This window comes from Streptodolium elevatio, assembly GCF_053592165.1.
Map to the genome: position 1 here is coordinate 248,130 of NZ_JBSFVE010000011.1, position 21,599 is coordinate 269,728.

At 72.7% G+C, this 21,599-nt stretch carries 20 protein-coding genes and 1 riboswitch; of the genes, 13 read left to right on the forward strand and 7 right to left on the reverse strand.

Translation table 11 applies throughout. The features are described from left to right. Positions 1-16: 16 nt before the first annotated feature. Entirely contained in the window at positions 17-388 is a 372-nt protein-coding gene (locus tag ACWD12_RS21680) for a hypothetical protein (RefSeq protein WP_450100883.1), read from the reverse strand. A gap of 412 nt (positions 389-800) precedes the next feature. After that, positions 801-990: riboswitch (cyclic di-AMP (ydaO/yuaA leader) on the forward strand. Between the two features lie 5 nt (positions 991-995). Here ACWD12_RS21680 and ACWD12_RS21685 point away from each other — a divergent pair. Both ACWD12_RS21685 and ACWD12_RS21690 read left to right on the forward strand, forming a co-directional pair. After that, positions 996-1,994, forward strand: coding sequence for an NlpC/P60 family protein (locus ACWD12_RS21685; protein ID WP_450100884.1), 999 nt, complete (start codon positions 996-998; stop codon positions 1,992-1,994). Between the two features lie 202 nt (positions 1,995-2,196). Further along, the gene (locus tag ACWD12_RS21690) at positions 2,197-2,691 is read left to right on the forward strand and encodes a hypothetical protein (protein WP_450100885.1); all 495 of its coding nucleotides are present in this window, start codon (positions 2,197-2,199) and stop codon (positions 2,689-2,691) included. Positions 2,692-2,829: 138 nt separating this feature from the next. Here the strand turns inward: ACWD12_RS21690 and ACWD12_RS21695 are convergent, their stop codons facing one another. Both ACWD12_RS21695 and ACWD12_RS21700 read right to left on the reverse strand, forming a co-directional pair. Next, entirely contained in the window at positions 2,830-3,597 is a 768-nt protein-coding gene (locus tag ACWD12_RS21695) for an SDR family oxidoreductase (protein WP_450100886.1), read from the reverse strand. 120 nt (positions 3,598-3,717) lie between these two features. After that, positions 3,718-4,716: a UbiA family prenyltransferase gene (locus tag ACWD12_RS21700; protein WP_450100887.1), complete on the reverse strand. Its 999-nt coding sequence runs from the start codon at positions 4,714-4,716 to the stop codon at positions 3,718-3,720. A gap of 356 nt (positions 4,717-5,072) precedes the next feature. Here ACWD12_RS21700 and ACWD12_RS21705 point away from each other — a divergent pair, with 356 nt between their 5' ends. From ACWD12_RS21705 to ACWD12_RS21720, 4 genes are all read left to right on the forward strand, one after another. After that, the gene (locus ACWD12_RS21705) at positions 5,073-6,128 is read left to right on the forward strand and encodes a type III polyketide synthase (protein WP_450100937.1); all 1,056 of its coding nucleotides are present in this window, start codon (positions 5,073-5,075) and stop codon (positions 6,126-6,128) included. A 26-nt stretch (positions 6,129-6,154) separates the two neighbouring features. After that, positions 6,155-6,679 (forward strand): isoprenylcysteine carboxyl methyltransferase family protein, encoded by a 525-nt coding sequence (locus ACWD12_RS21710; protein WP_450100888.1) that lies wholly within the window; start codon positions 6,155-6,157, stop codon positions 6,677-6,679. After that, the gene (locus tag ACWD12_RS21715; protein WP_450100889.1) at positions 6,676-7,758 is read left to right on the forward strand and encodes an NAD(P)/FAD-dependent oxidoreductase; all 1,083 of its coding nucleotides are present in this window, start codon (positions 6,676-6,678) and stop codon (positions 7,756-7,758) included. The genes ACWD12_RS21710 and ACWD12_RS21715 overlap by 4 nt, the downstream gene beginning before the upstream one ends. A gap of 85 nt (positions 7,759-7,843) precedes the next feature. Continuing rightward, positions 7,844-9,403, forward strand: coding sequence for an MFS transporter (locus ACWD12_RS21720; protein WP_450100890.1), 1,560 nt, complete (start codon positions 7,844-7,846; stop codon positions 9,401-9,403). Here the strand turns inward: ACWD12_RS21720 and ACWD12_RS21725 are convergent. After that, entirely contained in the window at positions 9,360-10,808 is a 1,449-nt protein-coding gene (locus ACWD12_RS21725; RefSeq protein ID WP_450100891.1) for a dihydrolipoyl dehydrogenase family protein, read from the reverse strand. The two genes, ACWD12_RS21720 and ACWD12_RS21725, sit on opposite strands and share 44 nt — an antisense overlap. Positions 10,809-11,300: 492 nt before the next feature. Beyond that, on the reverse strand, positions 11,301-11,831 hold the full coding sequence (yidD, locus tag ACWD12_RS21730) for a membrane protein insertion efficiency factor YidD (protein ID WP_450100892.1): 531 nt from the start codon (positions 11,829-11,831) through the stop codon (positions 11,301-11,303). Positions 11,832-12,019: 188 nt separating this feature from the next. Between yidD and ACWD12_RS21735 the strand changes: the two genes are divergently transcribed. Together ACWD12_RS21735 and ACWD12_RS21740 are read left to right on the forward strand one after the other, a co-directional pair. After that, on the forward strand, positions 12,020-12,433 hold the full coding sequence (locus tag ACWD12_RS21735) for a hypothetical protein (protein ID WP_450100893.1): 414 nt from the start codon (positions 12,020-12,022) through the stop codon (positions 12,431-12,433). Further along, positions 12,426-12,980 (forward strand): TetR/AcrR family transcriptional regulator, encoded by a 555-nt coding sequence (locus ACWD12_RS21740; RefSeq protein ID WP_450100894.1) that lies wholly within the window; start codon positions 12,426-12,428, stop codon positions 12,978-12,980. Before ACWD12_RS21735 ends, ACWD12_RS21740 begins: the two co-directional genes overlap by 8 nt. Before the next feature lie 56 nt (positions 12,981-13,036). On the opposite strand, the gene recQ is transcribed toward ACWD12_RS21740, so the two are convergent. Continuing rightward, on the reverse strand, positions 13,037-14,965 hold the full coding sequence (gene recQ / locus ACWD12_RS21745; RefSeq protein WP_450100895.1) for a DNA helicase RecQ: 1,929 nt from the start codon (positions 14,963-14,965) through the stop codon (positions 13,037-13,039). 196 nt (positions 14,966-15,161) lie between these two features. Between recQ and ACWD12_RS21750 the strand changes: the two genes are divergently transcribed. The 3 genes from ACWD12_RS21750 to ACWD12_RS21760 all read left to right on the forward strand — a co-directional run bounded on the left by ACWD12_RS21750 (position 15,162) and on the right by ACWD12_RS21760 (position 18,768). Next, a complete protein-coding gene (locus ACWD12_RS21750; protein ID WP_450100896.1) occupies positions 15,162-15,989 on the forward strand; it encodes a siderophore-interacting protein in 828 nt (275 codons plus the stop codon). A 227-nt stretch (positions 15,990-16,216) separates the two neighbouring features. Further along, positions 16,217-17,377: a globin domain-containing protein gene (locus ACWD12_RS21755; RefSeq protein WP_358353754.1), complete on the forward strand. Its 1,161-nt coding sequence runs from the start codon at positions 16,217-16,219 to the stop codon at positions 17,375-17,377. A 47-nt stretch (positions 17,378-17,424) separates the two neighbouring features. After that, positions 17,425-18,768, forward strand: coding sequence for a nitric oxide synthase oxygenase (locus ACWD12_RS21760; RefSeq protein WP_450100897.1), 1,344 nt, complete (start codon positions 17,425-17,427; stop codon positions 18,766-18,768). Positions 18,769-19,037: 269 nt separating this feature from the next. Here the strand turns inward: ACWD12_RS21760 and ACWD12_RS21765 are convergent, their stop codons facing one another. Beyond that, on the reverse strand, positions 19,038-19,517 hold the full coding sequence (locus tag ACWD12_RS21765) for an NUDIX hydrolase (RefSeq protein WP_358353757.1): 480 nt from the start codon (positions 19,515-19,517) through the stop codon (positions 19,038-19,040). Between the two features lie 196 nt (positions 19,518-19,713). Here ACWD12_RS21765 and ACWD12_RS21770 point away from each other — a divergent pair, with 196 nt between their 5' ends. Then, positions 19,714-20,673 (forward strand): LLM class flavin-dependent oxidoreductase, encoded by a 960-nt coding sequence (locus tag ACWD12_RS21770; RefSeq protein ID WP_450100898.1) that lies wholly within the window; start codon positions 19,714-19,716, stop codon positions 20,671-20,673. A gap of 90 nt (positions 20,674-20,763) precedes the next feature. Continuing rightward, positions 20,764-21,594, forward strand: a complete 831-nt coding sequence (locus ACWD12_RS21775) for an SDR family NAD(P)-dependent oxidoreductase (RefSeq protein ID WP_450100899.1) — start codon at positions 20,764-20,766, stop codon at positions 21,592-21,594. Positions 21,595-21,599: the final 5 nt, after the last annotated feature.

The following is a 21,599-nucleotide window of genomic DNA, read 5'->3' on the forward strand; positions in this document are numbered from 1 at the left end:
GTGCCCGGGCCGGGCGTCAGAGTCCCAGCCCGACCCAGAAGCGTGCGAGCTGGTCGAAGGCCAGCACGGCGACGGCGCCGGACGCGCACACCACCGTCGTGACGAGTCCGGCCGCGCCCCAGGCGCGGTCGGCTCGCGCGGACGTCTCGTCGCGGGCGGCCGGCAGAAACAGCGACAACCCCAGTGCGCCGCCCAGGACCGCGGCGACGATCCCGAGGCCGAACCAGACCACCGACCCGCCCTCGCCACCGGGCACGCCCTCCCACAGCATGGCCATGCCGCCGAGCCCGAGGCCCCAGGCGAGGAGCAGGGTGAGCGCGCGGACCGGGAGCGCGACGAGTGCGGGGGAGGACAACCACATCAGGCTTCGGCGCGTCGCCTCGGTCACCGGGCCTCCAAGGTGTCTGGCAAGAGCGTCTGTCGAGAAATGTCTATTTGGAGATGAGTCGTCATGATTTGACGGCACTCCTTTCGACGCTAGAGCCGACTTCGGCGAGTGGCAGCCCGGCGCATCCGAAGGAGTGACAAACCCTTCTGTTGCCCAAATATGGACAACACGGAACGTATGGTGATTTGCCATCCCGGGCCGTCAAGACGATTTCGAAACTTTTTGGGTAAGCGGACCGTCACGCTCACTCTGCGACATATCCGCATGTCATCCCCGCAGGCAGGAATGGCCGTCATGCGGCTTCGGCGACTTGACGCGGCCTTTATCCGTCCGGAAACGCACCTCGCGAGTTGTGGTCGCACGAACGTTCTGTCTAGCGTCACCCCCGGTTTCGCCGCCCAGGCGTGGCCCGCCGACCGGAACGCCGAATCCCGTCCCCGGTCCCGGCGATGATGCACGACATCCGGACGGGAGCGGGGGAACCAGGTGGTATGCCGTACCCGGACATCCGGGTCCGGCTCGGGGTGAAGCCGCGCAGCGCGCGGCCGGGCCGCTCCGGTCCGAATCCGACAGCTCACCTCGCAGGCGGCAGGAGAGGAACGACTTCATGCTGTCTGCCCACAGCGTTCGCTGCCTGGTGGCCGCCGCCGGTATAGCCGGCCTCGGCGCCACGCTCACCGCGACCGCCGCCCACGCCGCGCCCGCCGCCCCCACCTTCCCGCGGAACGCCCCGGTCTCGGCGCCGGACGACGCGGCCGCCCCCGCACCGGACGTCACCGTCACCCCCGCACCCGCACCCGCCGCCGCCCCGGCCGCGCCCGCCCCGCTCGCCACGTACACCGTGGTCGCCGGCGACACCCTCTCGGAGATCGCCCAGGCGAAGGACATCCCGGGTAACTGGCAGGCGCTGTACGACATCAACCGGGACCAGCTGCCCCGCGGCGCCGACTGGATCGACATCGGCCAGGTCCTCAAGCTCGCGGGTGTCACGCAGGACGCCGCGCCGCAGAGGCCGGCCGCCGCGCCGAGCGCCCCGAGCACGTCGACCACCGAGAAGACGTCCACCAGGACCGCGCCGAAGACCTCGACGAACACCAAGCCGCAGAGCTCGTCGTCGAAGCTGACCGTCGACGCCCCCGCGAAGGCCCCGACCCGGTCCACGAACCAGGACACCTCGGGCACCACCGCCAAGACCACGACCACGCCCAAGACGCCGACGCAGCAGTCGACGGGCAGCACCGTCGCCGCACCGTCGTCCGGCAAGGCCGCCACCGCCATCGCGTTCGCGAAGGCGCAGCTCGGCAAGCCGTACGTCTACGGCGCCGCGGGCCCGGACGCGTACGACTGCTCCGGCCTGGTCCAGGCCGCGTGGAAGGCGGCCGGCGTGTCGCTGCCGCGCGTCACCAACGCGCAGTTCGCGGCCGGCAACAAGGTCTCGGTCTCCAACCTGCAGCCCGGTGACCTGGTCTTCTACTACTCGGGCATCAGCCACGTCGGCATGTACCTGGGCGACGGCAAGATCATCCACGCGCCGAACTCGCGCAGCGTCGTCAAGATCGTCGACGTCGACTCGATGCCGATCGCCGGAGCCACGCGCCCCGCGTGACCCCGCCCCCTCGGTGGCACACCCGGCGGCCCGACCGCCGGAGACACAACCCCTGACCGGCCCCGCGCGGACGGCGGTCCACGCTTCTCAGCTCGTGGACCCGCCGTCCGCGCGGGTGTCCGCAGGGGTCTGCCGCGTTTCTCGCGCCCGCCTCCGGGCAGGCGACGAGTAGAGACCCCGGCGCGGTACGGAGGTGTCCATCATGTCCGGGCCCGCACTCAGCAGACGCGAGCGCCTGATTCTGCGCGACATCGAACGCGACCTCCTCGACGACGAGGAATTCGTGCTCCGCATGAGCGACCTGATGCGTGCCGTGCCTCCGGTCGACGAGCGCACGGCCGGCGAACCTCCGCCCGTCGGGACGCTGCCCGACCGGACCGTGCCGGACCGCGCGCCGCCGCCCGTCGGGCACCCCCGGGAAAGGCCCCCTCGCCGAACGAGGCTGCGCCGGATACGGCCGCCGGGCGCCTCGCCGTACGGCGACGCGCCGCCGCGGGCCCGGTCCCGGCGCACCCGCTTCCGCGAGGCCGTACGCGACCACGGACTGGTGCTCCTCGTGCCGGTTTGCGCCGCGCTGGCCGCCGTGACGTTCGGCGGGGCACCCGTGTACTTCGCCGCGGTGTTCGCCGTCGTGCTGGTGGCGACCGTCGCGGTCGGCGTCAGCCGCTACCGGCACCGCCGTCGCCGCAGGTCCTGAGCACCAGGTCCTGAGCACCAGGTCCGCGTCTCCAGAACCTGGGCACCGGAACCTGAGCACCAGACCCGCCGCACCGGAATCCTGAGCGGCAAGTCCTGATGACCGTGGCCTGAGCGCCGACGACGACGGCCCCGCGCGTCAGCCGATGCCGCCGGTCGCCCGGATGTTCTGGCCCGTGAGCCACCGCGCGTCGTGCCCCGCGAGGAACGCGACCACGTCGGCGACGTCGGACGGCTCGCCGAGCCGTGCCAGCGGCGACATCTGCGCGGCCATCTCCAGCGCCTCGGGCGGGTTGGTGCCGCGCAGCAGGTCCGTGTCGGTCGCGCCGGGGGAAACCACGTTGGCGGTGATGCCGCGTATCCCGAGCTCGCGCGCGGCGACGTACGTCAGCTGCTCGATAGCGCCCTTGCTCGCCGCATAAGGCGCGATGCCGGGGGCCGACCGCACGGTGTTGAGCGTCGAGATCGTGATGATGCGGCCCCCGTCGCGCATCTGCCGGGCGGCGTACTGGAGCAGCAGGAACACCGACCGCATATCGGTTGCCAGGACCTTGTCGAACAGGTCCGGGTCGAGGTCCGCCAGCGGTGTCGGGACGAACGCGGTCGCGGCGTTGTTGACCAGGATGTCGAGGCCGCCGAACTCGGCCTCGGCCTCGCGCACCAGGCGGTCCGCGGCGTCCGGCTCGGTCAGGTCGACCTGCACCGCCCGCACCTTGCCGCCGTGTTCGGCCACGCAGCGCACGACGTCCTCGGCGGCGGCGTGGCTGGTCGCGTAATTGAACAGCACGTGCGCGCCGTCCCGGCACAGGCGTTCCACGATCCCGCGGCCGATCCCGCGCGAACCGCCGGTCACCACGGCCGTCTTGCCCTCCAGCGATCTGCCCTGCGGTGTCTGGTCCTCCGGCATGGGAACTCCCCGAGTCACGTGCGGACAACGTCTCCCAAGCCCTGCCCACGGTGATCACAGGTCATGCCGTCGGGCCGGGCCGCGTCGGCGGGGAGCGTACCGCCGCGGCCGCCCCGCCACTCAGGTCAGCGTGTCGGCGCGCATCACCAGGAGCAGCACGGTCAGACCCGCGACGGCGACCGCCGCGCGGAAGGGCACGGTCGAGTCGGCGTCCGGGACACCGATGCCCAGCCCCGCGGTCGCCGCCGCCGCTGCCAGGACCGCCCAGTCGGTCGGCCGCGCCGCGCCGGCCGGGCCGAGGGCCATGGTGGCAACGGCCGTCAGCAGCACGGCGGGTGCGATGCGCCGCACCCGGGCCGCACCCAGGCGGTGCGGGAGACCGCGCACGCCCGTCGCCCGATCGGCGTCCAGGTCAGGCAGCACGTTCACCAGATGCGCACCGACCCCCAGGAGCGCCGCCCCGGACACCGCCCACCACGCCGGCCACGGCGCCCCGGGCAACCCGAGGGTGACGAAGGCGGGCAGCACGCCGAACCCCACGGCATAGGGGAGCGGCGACAACACCGTGCCCTTCAGGCCCAAGTCGTACGCCCAGCCGCCGAACACCACACCCGTCAGGTGCGCGGCCGCCGCCTCCCGGCCGCCCAGCAGCGACAGCGGTACGCACGCCGCCAGCGCCGCACCTGCCGCGAGGCCCAGCGCACGCAGCGACAACTCGCCCGTGGCCGCCGGTTTCTCGGACCGCCCCGCCACCGCGTCCCGCCGCGCGTCGACGGCGTCGTTGCACCATCCGACGGAAAGTTGCCCGGCCAGCACCGCGGCTCCGACGCCCGCGGACCCGGCGGCACCCCGACCCGCACCCGCGGCGACCGCCGTCACCATCGCGGTCACGGCCGCGGACGGCAGCGGGTGGCACGCGCGGGCCAGCGCACGGCAGTTCGCGGCGAGGCGCCGTACGCCCGAGGCCGGTCGCGCGCTGGGCGCGCCGGGCGCGGGAGACCGCGGCACGCCGCCGACGCCGTACTCGAGCGCCGCCTCGACCGCGGCCGAAACCCGACGCGGAAGGCCCCGCGCCCGGCGCGGCGTGCGTCGGACGGCCGGGGAGGGGTATTCGCGCATGGCCGCAAAGGTACTCAACCGCCACCCTTTTCGCGTTTCGACCCGACGGGAAGGACCCGCCGATGTGCCGCACATGTCGGGAACACAGCGTGGGAACAGTCGCCATAGACCACGCCGCGCCGCCACCACGTGCGCTGCCGACCGATCCGGAGGCCCGCGCGGGCCACGCCGCCGGCACCGCGCCCGAGGCGGCCCCCGAAGCCGCGCCCGGGATCGCGTTCGAGGCCTCGGTGGCGGCTGCGTCCGAGACCGCGCTCGGGACCGCGCTCGGGACCGCGCTCGAGACCGGGACCGCGCTCGAGACCGAGACCGAGACCGCATTCGAGACCACGCTCGCGGCTGCGCCGGCACCGACGATCGCCGCCGTCCAGACCGCTCTGCCCGCACACCGCTACCCGCAGCACCGCCTCACCGACCTGGTCGGCGACCTGTGCCTGGCACCGGGCGCCGACCGTACCGTCCTGCGCCGCCTGCACGCCGCCGCCGGGGTCCAGACCCGCCACCTCGCGCTGCCCGTCGAAGAGTACGCGGACCTCGGCGACTTCGGCCGCGCCAACGACGCCTGGACCGCGGGCGCGCTCGCCCTCGGGGAAGAGGCCGTCACCCGCGCGCTCAAGCAGGCCGGACTGGAACCGGACGACGTCGACCTGATCGCGTGCGCGTCGGTGACCGGATTCGCCGTACCGTCCCTCGAAGCCCGCCTCGCCGTACGGCTCGGCATGCGCCCCGACGTCAAGCGCGTCCCGCTGTTCGGCCTCGGCTGCGTCGCCGGTGCCGCCGGGATCGCGCGCGTGCACGACTACCTGCGCGGCCACCCGACCCACGCCGCCGTCCTGCTCGCCGTCGAGCTGTGCTCGCTGACCGTCCAACACGGCGACGACTCGCCCGCCAACCTCGTCGCCGGAGCGCTCTTCGGGGACGGCGCGGCGGCGGTCGTCGTGCTCGGCGACCAACACCCGGGCGCCCGACTGGCGGAAGGGCCCCACGTCGTCGCCACCCGCAGCGCGCTGTACCCCGACACCGAGCACGTCATGGGCTGGGACATCGGCGCGACCGGGTTCCGCGTCGTGCTCAGCCCGGAAGTCCCCGAGGTCGTACGCACCCATCTGCACGACGACGCCACCCGCTTCCTGGCCGACCACGGCCTGACCGTCGACGACGTCGGAACCTGGGTGAGCCACCCCGGCGGCCCCAAGGTCCTGCACGCCGTCGCCGAGACCCTCGGCCTGCCTGACGACGCCCTCGCCGTCACCTGGCGCTCGCTCGCCGCCGTCGGCAACCTGTCCTCCGCGTCCGTGCTGCACGTCCTCCAGGAGACGCGCGACGCACACCGACCGGCACCCGGCACATGGGGCGTCCTGCTCGCCCTCGGCCCCGGCTTCTGCTCCGAACTCGTCCTGCTGCGCTGGTGATCGCAGACTCGCGAAAGGAGACCCCGATGCTCTGGTACACCCTGCTCGTTGCGGCAGTGGCCGTGGAACGCCTCGCCGAACTCGTCGTCGCCAAGCGCAACGCCAAATGGACGCTCGCCCGCGGCGGCGTCGAATACGGACGGGAGCACTACCCCGTCATGGTCGTGCTGCACACCGGCCTGCTCGCCGGATGCCTGCTCGAACCCGTGCTCGCCGACCGGCCGTTCGTGCCCGCCCTGGGCTGGCCCATGCTCGCCCTGGTCGTCGCGTCGCAGGCGCTGCGCTGGTGGTGCATCCGCAGCCTCGGCCCGTACTGGAACACGCGCGTCATCGTGGTGCCGGGCGCGGAGCCGGTACGGCGCGGGCCGTACCGGTACCCGAACCTGCTGCGCCACCCCAACTACGTCGCCGTCGCCGTGGAAGGGGCCGCGCTGCCCCTCGTGCACAGCGCCTGGACCACCGCCGCCGTCTTCACCGTCGCCAACGCCGCCCTGCTGACCGTGCGCATCCGCTGCGAGGACACCGCACTGCGCCACCTGGTCCCCGCGTGACCGGCGCGCACCCCACGGCCAGGGCCGCCGCCGACGTCGACATCCTCGTCGCGGGCGGCGGACCGGCCGGCCTGGCCACCGCCCTGCACGCCTCCCGCGCCGGGTTCACCGTCGCGGTCGCCGAACTGCGGACCGCACCCGTGGACAAGGCGTGCGGCGAAGGCCTCATGCCGGGCGGCGTGGCCGCGCTGCACGCACTCGGCGTCCACCCGCCCGGCATGCCGTTCGCGGGGATCCGCTACGTAGCGGGAGCGCGGCACGCCGAGGCACGCTTCCGCGCCGGTCCCGGACTCGGCGTACGCCGCACCGACCTGCACGACGCGCTCCACGACGCCGTGGTCAAGGCGGGGATCGCGGTGCTGCCCGCGAAGGTCACCGGGATCGACCAGGACCCGGCCGGCGTCACCGCGCACGGACCGGACCTGCGGGCGCGCTGGCTGGTGGCCGCCGACGGGCTGCACTCGCCGCTGCGCCGCGCACTCGGGCTGGACGCCCCCGCGCCCGGGCCCCCGCGCTACGGCCTGCGCAGGCACTACGCGGTCGCGCCCGCATCGGAGTTCGTGGAAGTGCACTGGGGAGCGCGGGCCGAGGCGTACGTGACCCCGGTCGGCCCCGGCCTGGTCGGCGTCGCGCTGCTGACCGGCGAGCGGGCGCCGTACGACAGCCAGCTCGCCGGCTTCCCGGAGCTTGCCGTCCGACTCGCCGGCGCGGAAGCCGTGACGCCGGTCCGCGGCGCGGGCCCGCTGCACCGCCGCGCGACGCACCGCCGGAAGGGCCGAGTACTCCTTGCGGGTGATGCTGCCGGATATATCGACGCCATTACCGGAGAGGGCGTCGCGCTCGCGCTGGCGGGGGCCGAACTGCTCGTCGCTTGCCTCGCGGACGGACGGCCCGACGCGTACGAAAGACGCTGGCAGGGCCTGACACGCCGGTACCGCGTGCTCACCGGCGCCCTGCTCCGGGCCCGACGGACCCCGGCCGCGGCCCGGCTCATCGTGCCCGTCGCGCGGTACGTCCCAGGGGTTTTCCCGGCCGCCGTCAACGCCGTGGCACACCGCCGCGGAGGTTTCCGGGGCTGATCTTCGGGCAGCGCGCAGGACACATCCCGTGAACCAGGCCACCTCCGCAAACCACCGTGCCTGGTCGGCGATCGGAGGAGGCAGCGTGTCGAGAACGGACACCGAATCGGGAAGCGCGACGACGGTCACCACGCAGGTGCCCGCGCGGCTCGACCGATTGCCCTGGTCGGCTTGGCACACCCGGATCCTCATCGGCCTCGGCGCGGTGTGGATCCTCGACGGCCTCGAGGTCACCGTCGTCGGCAACGTCGCGGGACGGCTCTCCGAGGAGGGCAGCGGCCTCGACATCACGGCGGCGCAGGTCACCGGCCCCGCCGCGGCGCTGTACGTGGCCGGTGCGTGCGTCGGCGCGCTGGTGTTCGCCTGGCTCACCGACCGCTACGGCCGCAAGCGGCTGTTCATGGTCACCCTCGCCGTGTACCTCGCGGGCACCGCAATGACCGCGCTGGCCACCGAGGCGTGGATGTTCTTCTTCTTCCGGTTCGTCACCGGGCTCGGCATCGGCGGCGAGTACGCCGCGATCAACTCCGCTATCGACGAACTCATGCCCGCCCGCTATCGCGGGCGCGTCGACCTCGGCGTGAACGGCACCTTCTGGCTCGGTGCCGCGGGCGGCGCGCTGCTCTCGGTCGTCATGCTCAACACCGCCATCTTCCCGATCGACGTGGGCTGGCGCCTCACCTTCGCCCTCGGCGTCGTCCTGGGGTTCGTGATCCTGCTGGTCCGCAGGCACGTCCCGGAGTCGCCGCGCTGGCTGTGCATGCACGGCAGAGCCGACGAGGCCGCGGCCCTCGTCGACGACGCGGAGAAGCAGATCGTCGAGCACCACACCGGCAAGCGCCTCGAACTCCCGGAGCCCAAGGGCGAACTGACGATCGACGCGAGCAAGTCGCGGAGCCTTGCCGCGATCGGCCGTACGCTCGTCCGCGACTACCCGAAGCGCTCGGTGCTGGGCCTGGCGCTGTTCATCGGACAGGCGTTCCTCTACAACGCCATCACCTTCGGCTACGGCTCCATCCTGGAGACGTTCTACGACGTGCCGAGCGACCGCACCGGCTACTACTTCGCCGTTATCGCGGTGGGCAACCTGATGGGGCCACTGCTGCTGGGACCGCTCTTCGACAGCGTGGGGCGGCGCGTGATGATCACGTCGACGTACGTCGGCAGCGGGCTCGCCCTGTTCGTCACCGCATGGCTGTTCGGCCAAGGACACCTCAACGCCACGACGCTGACGGCCTGTTGGTGCGTGGTGCTGTTCATCGCGTCGACCGGTGCGAGCAGCGCCTACCTGACGGTGTCGGAGATCTTCCCGATGGAGGCCCGGGCCTCGGCGATCGCGCTGTTCTACGCGGTCGGCACCGCCGCGGGCGGGATCGCCGGCCCGCTGGTCTTCTCGGACCTCACCGAGAAGGGCGATGTGTCGGACACGGTCCTGGCGTTCTGCATCGGCGCGTCGCTGATGACGATCGCGGGGATCATCGCCGGATTCCTCGCGGTGCGCGCGGAACGCCGCTCCCTGGAGGACATCGCGCCGCCGCTCCAGTCGGTCAGCCCCGGGACGTCTTCAGGCGGCGACAACCCTGGAACGCCTTCAGGAGACGTCAGCCCCGGTACGTCTCCAGGAGACGCAGCCACACCTCGCTGACCGTCGGGTACGCCGGCACCGCGTGCCACAATCTGGTCACCGGAACCTGCCCGGCCACCGCGACCGTTGCGGAGTGCAGCAGTTCGCCGACGCCGGGGCCCGCAAACGTCACCCCGACCAGGCAGTCGCGGTCGAGGTCCACGACCATGCGGGCCCGGCCGCGGTAGCCGTCGGCGTACAGGCTCGCACCGGCCACCGAGCCGAGGTCATAGTCGACGACGCGGGTGCGCAGGCCCTTCTCCGCGGCCTGACGCGCGGTCAGCCCGACCGCGGCCACCTCGGGATGGGTGAACACCACCTGGGGGACCGCGTCGTGGTCGGCCGTGGCGGCGTGGGCGCCCCACGGGCGGGTGTCGGGCTCGCGCCCTGCGGCGCGTACCCCGATCGCGTCCCCGGTCAGTCGGGCCTGGTACTTGCCCTGGTGGGTCAGCAGCGCACGGTGGTTGACGTCGCCGACCGCGTACAGCCAGCCGTCCTCGACGGCGGCGACCCGGCACATCTCGTCGACGTCCAGCCAGGACCCGGGCTCCAAGCCCACGCTGTCGAGGCCGATGTCGTCGGTACGCGGGGCGCGCCCGGTGGCGAACAGGATCTCATCGGCCTCCAGTTGCGAGCCGTCGTCGAGCGTCACCGTCACCGGCCCGCCACCGTCGGGGCGGCGCAGTTGCGTCGCGGAGACCCCGAGGCGCACGTCGACGCCGGCCTCCGTCAGGCCCTCGGCCACCAACTCACCCGCAAAGGGCTCGACTTGGTCCAGCAGAGCGGAGCCGCGCACCAGCAGGGTGACGTGCGATCCGAGTGCCTGCCACGCGGTCGCCATCTCCACGCCCACGACCCCGCCGCCCACGACGGCGAGCCGGGCGGGCACCTGCGTCGCCGAGGTCGCCTCCCGGCTGGTCCACGGCCGGGCAGTCTCGACGCCGGGAAGCGGCGGAACCATGGCGCGGCTTCCAGTCGCCACGACCACGGCGTGCCGCGCCGTCAGCGTGCGCGAGCCGCCGTCGGTGGCGCGCACCACGACGCGGCGCGGGCCGTCGAGGCGGCCGTGTCCGCGTACGAGATCGGCGCCGATCTCGTCGACCCACTCGGCCTGGCCGTCGTCCTTCCAATTACTGGTGAACCCGTCGCGGCGGGCGAGCACCGCGGCGACGTCGAGGCCACCCGTCACCGCCTGGGCCGCGCCTCCCACACTGCGGGCCGCGGCAAGCGCCTGGACCGGGCGCAGCAGCGCCTTGCTGGGCATGCACGCCCAGTAGGAGCACTCGCCGCCGACCAGTTCGCTCTCCACGATCGCGCAGGTGAGCCCAGCCGCGCGCACACGGTCGGCGACGTTCTCGCCGGCAGGCCCAGCGCCCAGCACGATGACGTCATACACCGACTCGCTGTTGTCCCCGCCCGAGTTCATCGTGACCACCCTCCGTCGCCGCCTGCTCCCCGCGACCCTACGTGACACACCCACCCCCAACCGCGCGCGACGCGGTCAGGCGGGCGAGCAGCCCACGGCGCTTCAGCCGGGAGGTCTAGCAGCCCCGTCATGCAGCCGAGCCCGCGACCAACCACCTCAAGCGACCCCGCACTCGCCACCACGTAGGAAAAGCGCGCCGTCCATCACCACGCCACGGTCGCCGTCTCGGAGATCGGCGCGTGGCTGGGCACCGGCCGCACGGCGGTCTGCGTGGCTTGCTCGGCTGGGGTCATGTGCTCGGTCTGCTTGGCTTGCGGGGCGTGCTCGGATTTCGTGGCGCGCCCCGGCTCCCCTCCTGCCCGACCCTTCCATATCTCGGGAACGTCCGCCGCGGGTCCAGGGTGCCGACGATGCCCGCCAACCATCCGAAGCAGCGAAGGTCTCGCCACCGGGTCGAACACGTCGAACACGCGCGACGCGTCGGACGCGGGGTCAGTCCGGGACCGGGTCGAGGCCGCGCTTGCCGCGGTAGCCGGGGCGGCAGCGGCGCAGGCGTCGGAATGTCAGCAGTCCGCCGCGGGCCGCGCCGTGCCGTTCAAGGGCGGTGACGGCGTACGTGGAACACGTCGGCGTGTAGCGGCAGCACGGCGCGCGCGTGGGGCTGACCTCGGAGCGGTAGCGGCGCACCGCGCGCAGCATGCGTGCGTCCAGCCGGGCATCGCGACCGCGCGCGGGCCGCAGCAGGCAGGCCAACGCGATGGCGAGCAGCCGGAGTTGCAGCCGCATGATCAGCAGCCCGCAGTCGCATCCGCCGCAGTCGCATCCGTCGCCGCAGGACGAGTCGCCGCCTCCGCCGTCCGCGGAGCCGCCGGCGTCCCCGCCACCGCCGGAATCTCCTCCTCCGCCGTCTCCGCCACCGCTGTCGCTCGCGGCCTCGACGGCGTCCGACCAGTCGCGGTTCTGCTGCTCTTCCTCCTCGGGCCCGGGTTGCGCGCCGTCGGCGAACGGGTTGCCCATGCTCATGCTGCTCCCAGCGGTCCGTCGGGTGGTCCGGTGCGGTCAGGATCCGTCCCGGACAAACACGCGGTACGGGCTCCCGCGGTTTCGCGCGCGTCGCAGACTGGACAGCTAACGCCGTTAGCCCTAGAGTGGAAGCAGTTGGCTACCACTGTTAGCCGCGGGCGATGTCCGTCAGATCCAGGGGGATCATCATGAGCACCGACATCTTGACCACTCCGACTGCGGCGCACCGCGCAGCCGCCCGGATGCGCGTCGGCGCATGGGGCGGACTCACGCTCTTCCTCGCCGCGTTCGCGATCTTCGAGGCGCAGAAGTACGGCGTCCCGACCACCGCCGCCGCCGTCCTGTTCTTCCTGCTCCCGGACACCGCACGCCGGTTCGCCGCCGGGCACCGCCGGGTCGTCGCCCTCGCGCACAACGCCTGGCTGCCGACCGCGATCCTGGTCGGCTACACCGTGGGGCCCGTCGTGTGGCCCCCACTGTTCACCGCGGGCCTCGGCTGGCTCACCCGAATCGCGATCACCCGAGTCGCGGTCGCCCGGCTCGCCGTCGCGCGACTCGCGGTCGCCCGGCTCGCGACCGCCCGGACGGTCCGCCATGGGTGAACGCGCACAGCAGATCGTCGATGCCGCGCTGGAGATCCTCGAGTCCGACGGGCGGGAGGCGATGTCCATGCGCGGCATCGCCGAGCGCGTCGGCATCCGGGCGCCCTCACTCTACAAACACTTCCCGGACAAGGCCGCCGTCGAGGTCGCCCTCATGACGGTCGGCTTCGAGGCCGCCGCCGACGTGCTGGAGGCGGCCGAGGCCCAGGACCCGACCGTCGTCTCGATCGCACTGGCCCACCGGCGCTTCGCGCTGGATCGGCCGCACCTGTACCGGCTGACGACCAATCAGCCGCTGCCGCGCGAGGCCCTGCCGGAAGGGCTGGAGGCCCGGGCCGCCGGACCGATCACGCGCGTGGTGGGTGGCGATCCGGACCTGGCCCGCGCGGCCTGGGCGTTCGCGCACGGGATGATCATGCTGGAACTCGACGGCCGCTTCCCGCCCGGGGCCGACCTGGAAGGAGCCTGGCGCGCGGGCTGCGACGCGTTCGCCGCACAGGTCGCGGGCCGCGCGCGTGCCTCCGGGCGGGGCCGCCCAAAGGCGTAGGGCGTCGGGCACGCGGGTCGGTCGTAGCGAGGGTCGCGGGGGAGAGCGGCCCGCGATCAGCCCGGCTGCTCTTCACCGCCCCTGCCGTCCCCGCCTTCGTCGCCGTCCGCACCGCCGCCGGCCCCGCCGTCCTCACCGGCCAAGGTGTCCAGGATCTGCTGCCCGTACTTGTTGAGCTTGTTCTCACCGACCCCACCGACGGCCGCCAGGTCGTCGAGGGTCGTCGGCGCGCTCGCGGCGATCTCCCGCAGTGTCGCGTCGTGGAAGACGACGTACGCCGGGACGCCCTGCTCCTTCGCCGTCGCCGCCCGCCACGCGCGCAGCCGCTCGAAGACCGGCACCGCCTCCTCGGGCAGGTCCACGACGGCCTTGGCGCTCTTGCCCTTGCCGCCCCCCGAGGAACCCGACGAGCCCGACGAGCGCGTACGTGCCGCCCGCTCCGGCTCCCGCCGCAGCATGACCTCGCGCCGCCGCCCCAGGACGTCGCCGCTCGCGTCGGTCAGCACCAGCGTGCCGTAGTCGCCCTCGACGGTCAGCAGTCCTTGGGCGAGGAGTTGGCGGATCACCCCGCGCCAGGCGTTGTCGTCCAGGTCCTCGCCGACCCCGAATACGCTCAGGGTGTCGTGGTCGAACTGGATGACCTTGGCGGTCTTCTTGCCGCGCAGGATGTCGATGATCTGTCCGGCGCCGAACTTCTGGCGGCGCTCGCGGGCCAGCCTGAAGACCGTGGAGAGCACCTTCTGCGCGGCGATCGTCCCGTCCCAGGCGGCCGGGGGATTGAGGCAGGTGTCGCAGTTGCCGCAGGGGCCGCCCTTTTCGCCGAAGTAGGCGAGCAGTTGCACGCGGCGGCACTCGACGGTCTCGCACAGCGCGAGCATCGCGTCGACGTGCGCGCCCTGGCGGCGGCGGTGCGCCGCGTCGCCCTCCGAGTCGTCGATCATCTTGCGCAATTGCACGACGTCCTGGAGGCCGTAGGCCAGCCAGGCCGTAGACGGCAGTCCGTCGCGTCCCGCGCGGCCGGTCTCCTGGTAGTAGCCCTCGACCGACTTGGGCAGGTCCAGGTGTGCGACGAAACGTACGTCGGGCTTGTCGATGCCCATCCCGAACGCGATCGTCGCGACCATCACGACGCCGTCCTCGCGCAGGAACCTCGCCTGGTTGTCGGCGCGCGTGCGGCCGTCGAGCCCCGCGTGGTACGGCAGCGCGGTGACGCCGCTTTGCACCAGGAACTCCGCGGTCTTGTCGACCGACGCACGCGAGAGGCAGTACACGATCCCGGCGTCGTCCGGGTGCTCCTCGCGCAGGAGGCGCAGCAACTGCCGCCTCGGCTCCTGCTTCGGCTCGATGCGGTACTGGATGTTGGGCCGGTCGAAGCTCGCGACGAAGTGCCGCGCCTCGTCCAGCTTCAGGCGCGCGGCGATCTCGCGGTGCGTCTCCGGGGTCGCGGTCGCGGTCAGCGCGACGCGTGGGACGTCCGGCCAGCGCTCGTGCAGTTCCGACAGTGCCAGGTAGTCCGGCCGGAAGTCGTGGCCCCACTGGGCGACGCAGTGCGCCTCGTCGATCGCGAACAGCGAGACGGTGCCCTGGTCGAGCAGCCGCATCGTGGCGTCCACGCGAAGCCGTTCGGGTGCCAGGTAGAGCAGGTCCAACTCGCCGGACAGGAAGTCCCGTTCGACCTGCTGTCGCTCGTGCGGCATTTGCGTCGAGTTGAGGAATCCGGCGCGTACGCCGAGCGCGGTCAGCGCGTCGACCTGGTCCTGCATCAACGCGATCAGCGGCGAGATCACCACGCCCACGCCGCGCCGGACGAGCGCGGGGATCTGGTAGCACAACGACTTGCCGCCGCCGGTGGGCATGAGCACGAGGGCGTCGCCGCCCGCGACGATGTGGTCGATGATCTCGCGCTGGTCGCCGCGGAAGGAGTCGTAGCCGAAGACCCTCCGCAGTACGTCGTGCGCGTCGTCGATGCCGTCGAGCGTGCTCATCCGGGCATTCTAGGGAGCCGGTCCGACCGCCACGCCCGGGTGCGGGGAAGCATCGCGGTCTTGACCGGGTTTGACCGGCCCGGGGGTACGAACAGGTGCCCGGCCTCCCGCGACGATCGGGATTGGTTAGGCTTGCCTAACCGACAACCGGCGGGTCCGACCGCCGACGTCGCCGCACGGCGGTGGAGGAGCATCCATGAGCACACCGGCCAGCACGCCCGCCCCCAAGCGCCGCTCCGTGATCGACCTCGTCGTGCGCGAGACGCGCTGGATCACCCCGCACATGGTGCGGGTGACCGCGGGCGGCGACGGCTTCACGGGCTTCGTCGACAACGGCTTCAGCGACGCGTACGTCAAGGTGCTGTTCCTCCGGCCCGGGGTGACCTACCCGGAGCCGCTGGACATGCAGGCCGTGCGGGCCGAAATGCCGCGTGCGGACTGGCCGGTGACGCGCACGTACACCGTGCGGCACATCGACCCGCAGGCGCGCGAGCTGAGCATCGACTTCGTTTACCACGGCGACGAGGGGCTCGCCGGGCCGTGGGCGGCGAACGCGAAGCCGGGGGACCGGATGATGCTGCTCGGCCCCGGTGGGGCGTACGTGCCGGGCACCGACGCCGACTGGCACCTGTTCGTCGGCGACGAGAGCGCGCTGCCGGCGATTGGTGCGTCGCTCGCGCGCGTTCCCGAGGGCGTGCCGGTGCGGGCGCTCATCGAGGTGGCGTCGCCCGAGGAGGAGCAGGAGTTGGCGACGCCCGGCGATGCGCGCATCACGTGGCTGCACCGGTCGAACGGCGCGAAACCGCTGCCGGAGGTCCTGCGCGAGCTGGAATTCCCGGCCGGTCGCGTCCAGGCGTTCGTGCACGGCGAGGCCGACACCGTGAAGGAGATGCGCCGGCACCTGCTGGAGGAGCGGGGCGTTGCGCGCGAAGACCTCTCGGTTTCCGGATATTGGCGCCGGGGTCGCGACGAGGACGGTTTCCAGGCTGACAAGGCCGCTGAGCGCGAGTCTTCGGCAAAGTAGCCGCGCGTCCTGTCCATACGTATACGTACGGGTTTGTGATGACGCGCGTAACCGGCAAATTCCTCACTTAGCAGACTTCCGGCGCGGTAGAACCGGAACCGGTCGCTCGACTTGCGGACACACCCGATCAACGCACATCGTATTTGGCCATTGGCTCACAGCGACGATCTCGCCACGGGCCGAAGACGCGTCGCCACGTTGACGGAGTGTCAAACGATAGGGCGATCTTGGCCGCACAAGACGCAGAACTCATCCGGGCAAACCTCGCCGTCGTCTCCCCCAAGGCGTCGGAACTCACCTCCCACTTCTACGCACTGCTCTTCCTGCGCGAACCCGCGCTGCGCGATCTGTTCCCCCCGGCGATGGACGCGCAGCGCGACCGGCTGGTCCAGGCGCTGGTGCGCATCGTCGGCGATCTGGACAATGCCGACGCGCTCGCCGGCTACCTGGGCCGCCTCGGGCGCGACCACCGCAAGTACGACGTGGTCTCCGAGCACTACGCCCTCGTCGGCGAGTGCCTGCTCGCCGCGCTCGCCCGGTACAGCGGCGAAGCGTGGGACCAGGCGACCGCCGACGCGTGGGGCCGCGCCTACAACGCCGCCGCCGCACTCATGACCGGCGGGGCCGAGGCGGACGCGCTGGTCAACCCACCCCACTGGAACGCGGAGATCGTCGGGCACGAGAGGCCCGCCGACGACATCGCGGTGGTCACCGTACGGCCCGAACTCCCGTTCCCCTACCGGGCAGGGCAGTACACGACCCTCGAAACGCCCTGGTGGCCACGTGTCTGGCGGCCGTACTCGATCGCCAACGCGCCCGGTGACCACGGCCTGCTCACGTTCCACATAAGAGCCGTGCCGGCCGGGTGGGTCAGCAACGCGCTGGTCCGCAAGGCCGTCGTCGGCGACCGCATAAGACTCGGGCCCGCCATGGGCGAAATGGTCCTCGACCACCACACACTGCACCCCGTGCTGTGCGTCGCCGGCGGCACCGGACTCGCGCCGCTCAAGGCGATCGTCGAGGAGATCGTCTTCGCGGGCCACGAACGCTTCGTCGACCTCTTCTACGGGGCCAGCGAGCACAGCGGCCTGTACGGCCTAGACGAACTGCTCCGCATTTCGCAGCGCAGCCCGTGGCTGACGGTGCGGCCGGCCCTGGCCGACATGGCCCTGGCCGGTATCAGCGGCGGTGTCGCGGACGTGCTGGCCGAGTACGGGCCGCGCTACGACTGCGACGCGTACCTGTCCGGACCGCCCGAAATGGTCCTCGACAGCGCCCGCGTCCTGCGCCGCCTCGGCCTGCCGCAGGCGCAGATCCACCACGACCCCGTGCTCACGGGCTTCGGCACGCCCCCCGCCGATGCCCATGCAGTAGGGGCCTTTGTGTGACCGGCCGCCACGCCGCCGCGAAGCCGTCCGCACCGCGTACGAGGAGCATGTTGACCGACCAACTCATCCACCCGACCACCACCGCACCGCCGAAGCCGTCCCCGCCGCCGCGTCCCGCCGTACCGCCCGCCGCCGTGCCACCCCCTGCCGTGCCACCCCCTGCCGTTCCGCCCGCGGCGGGCACCGCGGCCCCGGCGGCGACGGCGACCCCGGCAACCCCGGCAACCCCGGCAACCGTCCCGCCGCCCGCCGCGGTCCCCCCGCCCCGGCCCGCGTCGAGTCCTGTCGAGTACGCGCAGGCCAGGGACTTCGTGGAGCAGTACCACCAGGAGACGGACACGCCGGGCCTGGAACAGCGCTGGCACGCGGTCCGCACCCAACTGGAGGAGACCGGGACCTACGTCCACACCAACGCCGAACTGACCTGGGGCGCACGCGTCGCGTGGCGCAACTCGGCGCGCTGCATCGGCCGCCTGTACTGGAACAGCCTGCACATCCGCGACCGGCGCCATGTGCACCGCGCTTCGAGCGTGGCCGCGGAATGCTTCGAGCACCTGCGCACCACGTGGCGGGGCGGCCGGATCCGGCCGACCATCACGGTGTTCGCCCCCGACAGCCCCACCGGGCGCCGGGTCCGCATCTGGAACGAGCAATTGATCCGGTACGCGGGATACGAGCTCGACGACGGCACCCGGCTGGGCGACGGGCGCAACACGGGCATCACCGAGTTCGCCCGCAAGCTCGGCTGGGCGGGGCCCGGGACGCGCTTCGACGTCCTGCCGCTCCTCGTCGAGACCGACCAGGACCCGGTGACCTGGTTCGAACTGCCCGCCGACGCGGTGCACGAAGTCCCCATCGAACACCCCGAGTACACCTCCGTCGGCGAACTCGCCCTCCTGTGGCACGCCATCCCGGCGATCTCCAACATGCGCCTGGAGATCGGCGGGATCTCGTACGGCGCGGCCCCGTTCAACGGCTGGTACCTGGAGACCGAGATCGGCGCCCGCAACCTCGTCGACGCCGACCGGTACGACGTGCTGCCGGAGATCGGGCGCCTGCTCGGGCTCGACACCTCCAGCGAACGCACGCTGTGGCGTGACCGCGCACTCGTCGAGCTCAACCGCGCGGTGCTGCACTCGTTCGACAGCGCCGGCGCCACGATCGCCGACCACCACACCGAATCGGCCCGATTCCTGCGGCATGTGCGCAAAGAGGAGGACGCGGGCCGCGTGTGCCCCGCGGACTGGAGCTGGATCGTCCCGCCGGTCTCCGGCGGGCTCACCCCGGTGTACCACCGCTACTACGACGAGGCCGACCTCACCCCGGCCTTCCGCCTGGACCCCGGCGCGATCCGCCGGGCGCGAGGGGAGGATCCGGGCAACGAGCCGTAGCCGCAGTAGAAGAGGAGTGCCGCCGGACGCGGGCAAACCGCCCGTGCCCGGCCGCTCTCCGATGCGCGCGTTCGGGCCGAGCACGCGCGGTGGTTGTCGCCGCCGCACCCGCAGGAGGCCGTCGCTTCGCGATGCGCGGGTTCGAGTCCCGTCACTCGTCGCCTGACACGGGCGGTACGGACAGCTCGCACGCCCGCGCGTCAAGAGTTACCCCCTGCCGCGGGGCCTGCCTTCGGGCCAACGGGGGACTTCGGCGCGCGCCGGGAACGTCAGCGCGGCAGGTAGACCGTGCGGTTCTCCCGCCGCGCGGTGAGCGCGGCCGCCACGCGCGGGGACGTGTGACCGGGCAGGTAGTCCTTGGCGTCGTCGGGAGCGACCAGGGCGAAGTCGTCCAGTTCGTCTTCCTGGAGCCGGATCCGGGCGATCGTGTCCGCGTCGAGTTCCCCCGCGTCGAAAAGCCAGTTCACCATCGGGCGCGGGCGTACCCCCTCCGCCGGGGCCCAGTCGACGGCCAGCAGGGCGCCCGCGCCGAGCGTCAGGCCCAGCTCCTCGCGCAGCTCGCGGACGCACGCTTCGTGCGGGAGCTCTCCTTCGTCGACCAGGCCGCCCGGGAGCGCCCAGTACGGGCGGTAGTTGGGCTTGACCAGGAGCACCCGGCCGCGGGCGTCGGTGATGAAGCCGCAGGCCGAGGCGTACACGGTGGGGAGGGTTTCGTACCACTGCTCGGGCGGCAGGAACTCGCGGGTCACGTCGTCGACGGTACTGCCTCCGAGGCCCGCGGAAGCGCGTACGGCGCGCGAACGGGCACGGCCTGCCGTGGCAGCCGCGGCCCGCACATCCTGCCGTCGCGTCGCGCGATGGGCCTTGTCATCAACAGATGACCGGTTTACGCTCCGGCCGTTGCTTGATCAAATTCCGTCGGGGGCGGCGACTGGAGGCTTCGGCGTGGCAGCGGCATCCTCGGCGGCATTCGCGGACGGCTCGATATCCCTGCGGATCTATCCGCACAACGAACTCGACGCGCCAGGCGTGGCGGCCGAACTCCTCGGGCACGCGGCCGCGGCGTCCGACTCCGGGTTCGACGGCGTCATGACCAGCGAGCACCACGGCGGGTTCGCGGGCTACCTGCCCAATCCGCTGCAGGTGGCCGGGTGGATGCTCGACCGCATGCCGCGCGGCTGGGCGGCCGCGTGCCCGGTGCTCCTGCCGCTGCGCCCGGTCGCGATGCTCGCCGAAGAGGTGGCGTGGCTCGCCGTACGGCATCCCGGCCGCGTCGGGGTCGGCGTCGCGCCCGGCGCGCTCGACCTGGACTTCAACGTCATGGACGTCCCGCGCGACGACGCCATGCCCCGCTTCCGGAACGGCCTTCCCCGTCTCGCGCGCATGCTGCGCGGCGAAGAGCTGGGGGAGTTGGAGGGCGACCGCGCGCTGGCCGCGTGCGCGAAGGCTCCAATCCCGGTCATCAGCACCGCGATGAGCCCGCCTGCCGTGCGCCGCGCGGCCGCCTCGGGCGCGGGGATCATCTACGACGGCGCCTCGGACCCGGCGCGGATCCGGGAACTGACGGAGCGCTACGTGGAAGCCGGCGGGCAGCACCCGCGCGTGCTGATCCGCCGCGTGTGGCTGGGCGACCCGCCGCGCGAGGCGTTCGAACGGCAGCGCGACGTCTACGCCTCGTACACGCCCGAGGCGGCCCAACGCCATTGGCGCGACACCGGGTTCGTCTGCCACGACGACCCCGCCGCCCTCGCGGAGGAGCTTGCCGCCACGATGCGCGACACGGGAGCGACCTGCCTGAACCTCCGGGTGCAGGTGCCCGGGGTCACCGCCGACGCCGCACGGGAGCAGATCCGGGCGCTCGGCGCCGAGGTGCTCCCGCGGCTGCGGGCCGCGCAGGGCAGCTGACCCGACCGCACACCGGCCCCGAATCGGACGCCGGCACCGCAGTGTGCCGCGCGTCCGACCGCACTGTCCGAACCTGCCCGAGGAGAACCTGTGATCACCGACCGACTGCGCCTGGACGGCCGTACCGTCATCGTGTCCGGAGCCGGCGGGGGCGGCATCGGCACGTCCTGCGCGCGGGCCGTGTCCGAGGCGGGCGCCGTGGTCGTCGCGGTCGACCGCGACCAGGACCGCCTCGACGCGATCGAGCTGCCGGGCGAACTGGTGCGGGTACACGCCGACATCGGTACGCCGGAAGGCGTCCAGGCGGTCGTCGACGCCGCCCCCGGCACCCTGTTCGGCCTGGTGAACGTGGTCGGCGGCAGTCTGATCCCGCACTGGGCCCCCGCCCTGGACTTCGGCCGCGAGCAGTGGGACGCCGCGCTCGACCTCAACCTGCACCACGTGATGTTCCTGTCCCAGGCGGTCGCCCGGCGCATCGTCGAGCAGGGCGGCGACGGGTCGATCGTGACGATCTCCTCCACCGGCGGCGTGGTCGCCGCGCCGTATCACGTCGGCTACGGCACGGCGAAGGCCGCCGTGCTCGGGCTGACGCGCACGCTGGCCCTCGAATGGGGCCGCTACGGCATCCGGGTCAACGCCGTCGCGGCCGGTTCGATCACCACGCCCCGGGCCACCAGCGCCCCGCAGGACCCCGCCGTCGCCGGCCGCGGCGTGCCGCTGGGCCGGCGGGGCACCCCGGACGACGTCGCGGGCGCGGTGCTGTTCCTGATCTCGGACCTCGCCGCGTACACCACCGGCGCGGTCCTGCCGGTGGAAGGCGGTGCGCTGCAGCGGCTCGGCCTGTTCGACGACGAGAACATCCCGGTGCACGTCACCAACCCGCAGATCCTGGCGCGCATCCACGGCACGTCGGAGAACTGACCGGG

Coding starts and splice junctions, on each gene's coding strand:
- ACWD12_RS21685 (WP_450100884.1), top strand. CDS start 996: ATGCTGTCTGCCCACAGCGTTCGCTGCCTGGTGGCCGCCGCCGGTATA.
- ACWD12_RS21690 (WP_450100885.1), top strand. CDS start 2,197: ATGTCCGGGCCCGCACTCAGCAGACGCGAGCGCCTGATTCTGCGCGAC.
- ACWD12_RS21695 (WP_450100886.1), bottom strand. CDS start 3,597: ATGCCGGAGGACCAGACACCGCAGGGCAGATCGCTGGAGGGCAAGACG.
- ACWD12_RS21700 (WP_450100887.1), bottom strand. CDS start 4,716: ATGCGCGAATACCCCTCCCCGGCCGTCCGACGCACGCCGCGCCGGGCG.
- ACWD12_RS21710 (WP_450100888.1), top strand. CDS start 6,155: ATGCTCTGGTACACCCTGCTCGTTGCGGCAGTGGCCGTGGAACGCCTC.
- ACWD12_RS21725 (WP_450100891.1), bottom strand. CDS start 10,808: ATGAACTCGGGCGGGGACAACAGCGAGTCGGTGTATGACGTCATCGTG.
- yidD (WP_450100892.1), bottom strand. CDS start 11,831: ATGAGCATGGGCAACCCGTTCGCCGACGGCGCGCAACCCGGGCCCGAG.
- ACWD12_RS21735 (WP_450100893.1), top strand. CDS start 12,020: ATGAGCACCGACATCTTGACCACTCCGACTGCGGCGCACCGCGCAGCC.
- ACWD12_RS21740 (WP_450100894.1), top strand. CDS start 12,426: ATGGGTGAACGCGCACAGCAGATCGTCGATGCCGCGCTGGAGATCCTC.
- recQ (WP_450100895.1), bottom strand. CDS start 14,965: ATGAGCACGCTCGACGGCATCGACGACGCGCACGACGTACTGCGGAGG.
- ACWD12_RS21750 (WP_450100896.1), top strand. CDS start 15,162: ATGAGCACACCGGCCAGCACGCCCGCCCCCAAGCGCCGCTCCGTGATC.
- ACWD12_RS21760 (WP_450100897.1), top strand. CDS start 17,425: ATGTTGACCGACCAACTCATCCACCCGACCACCACCGCACCGCCGAAG.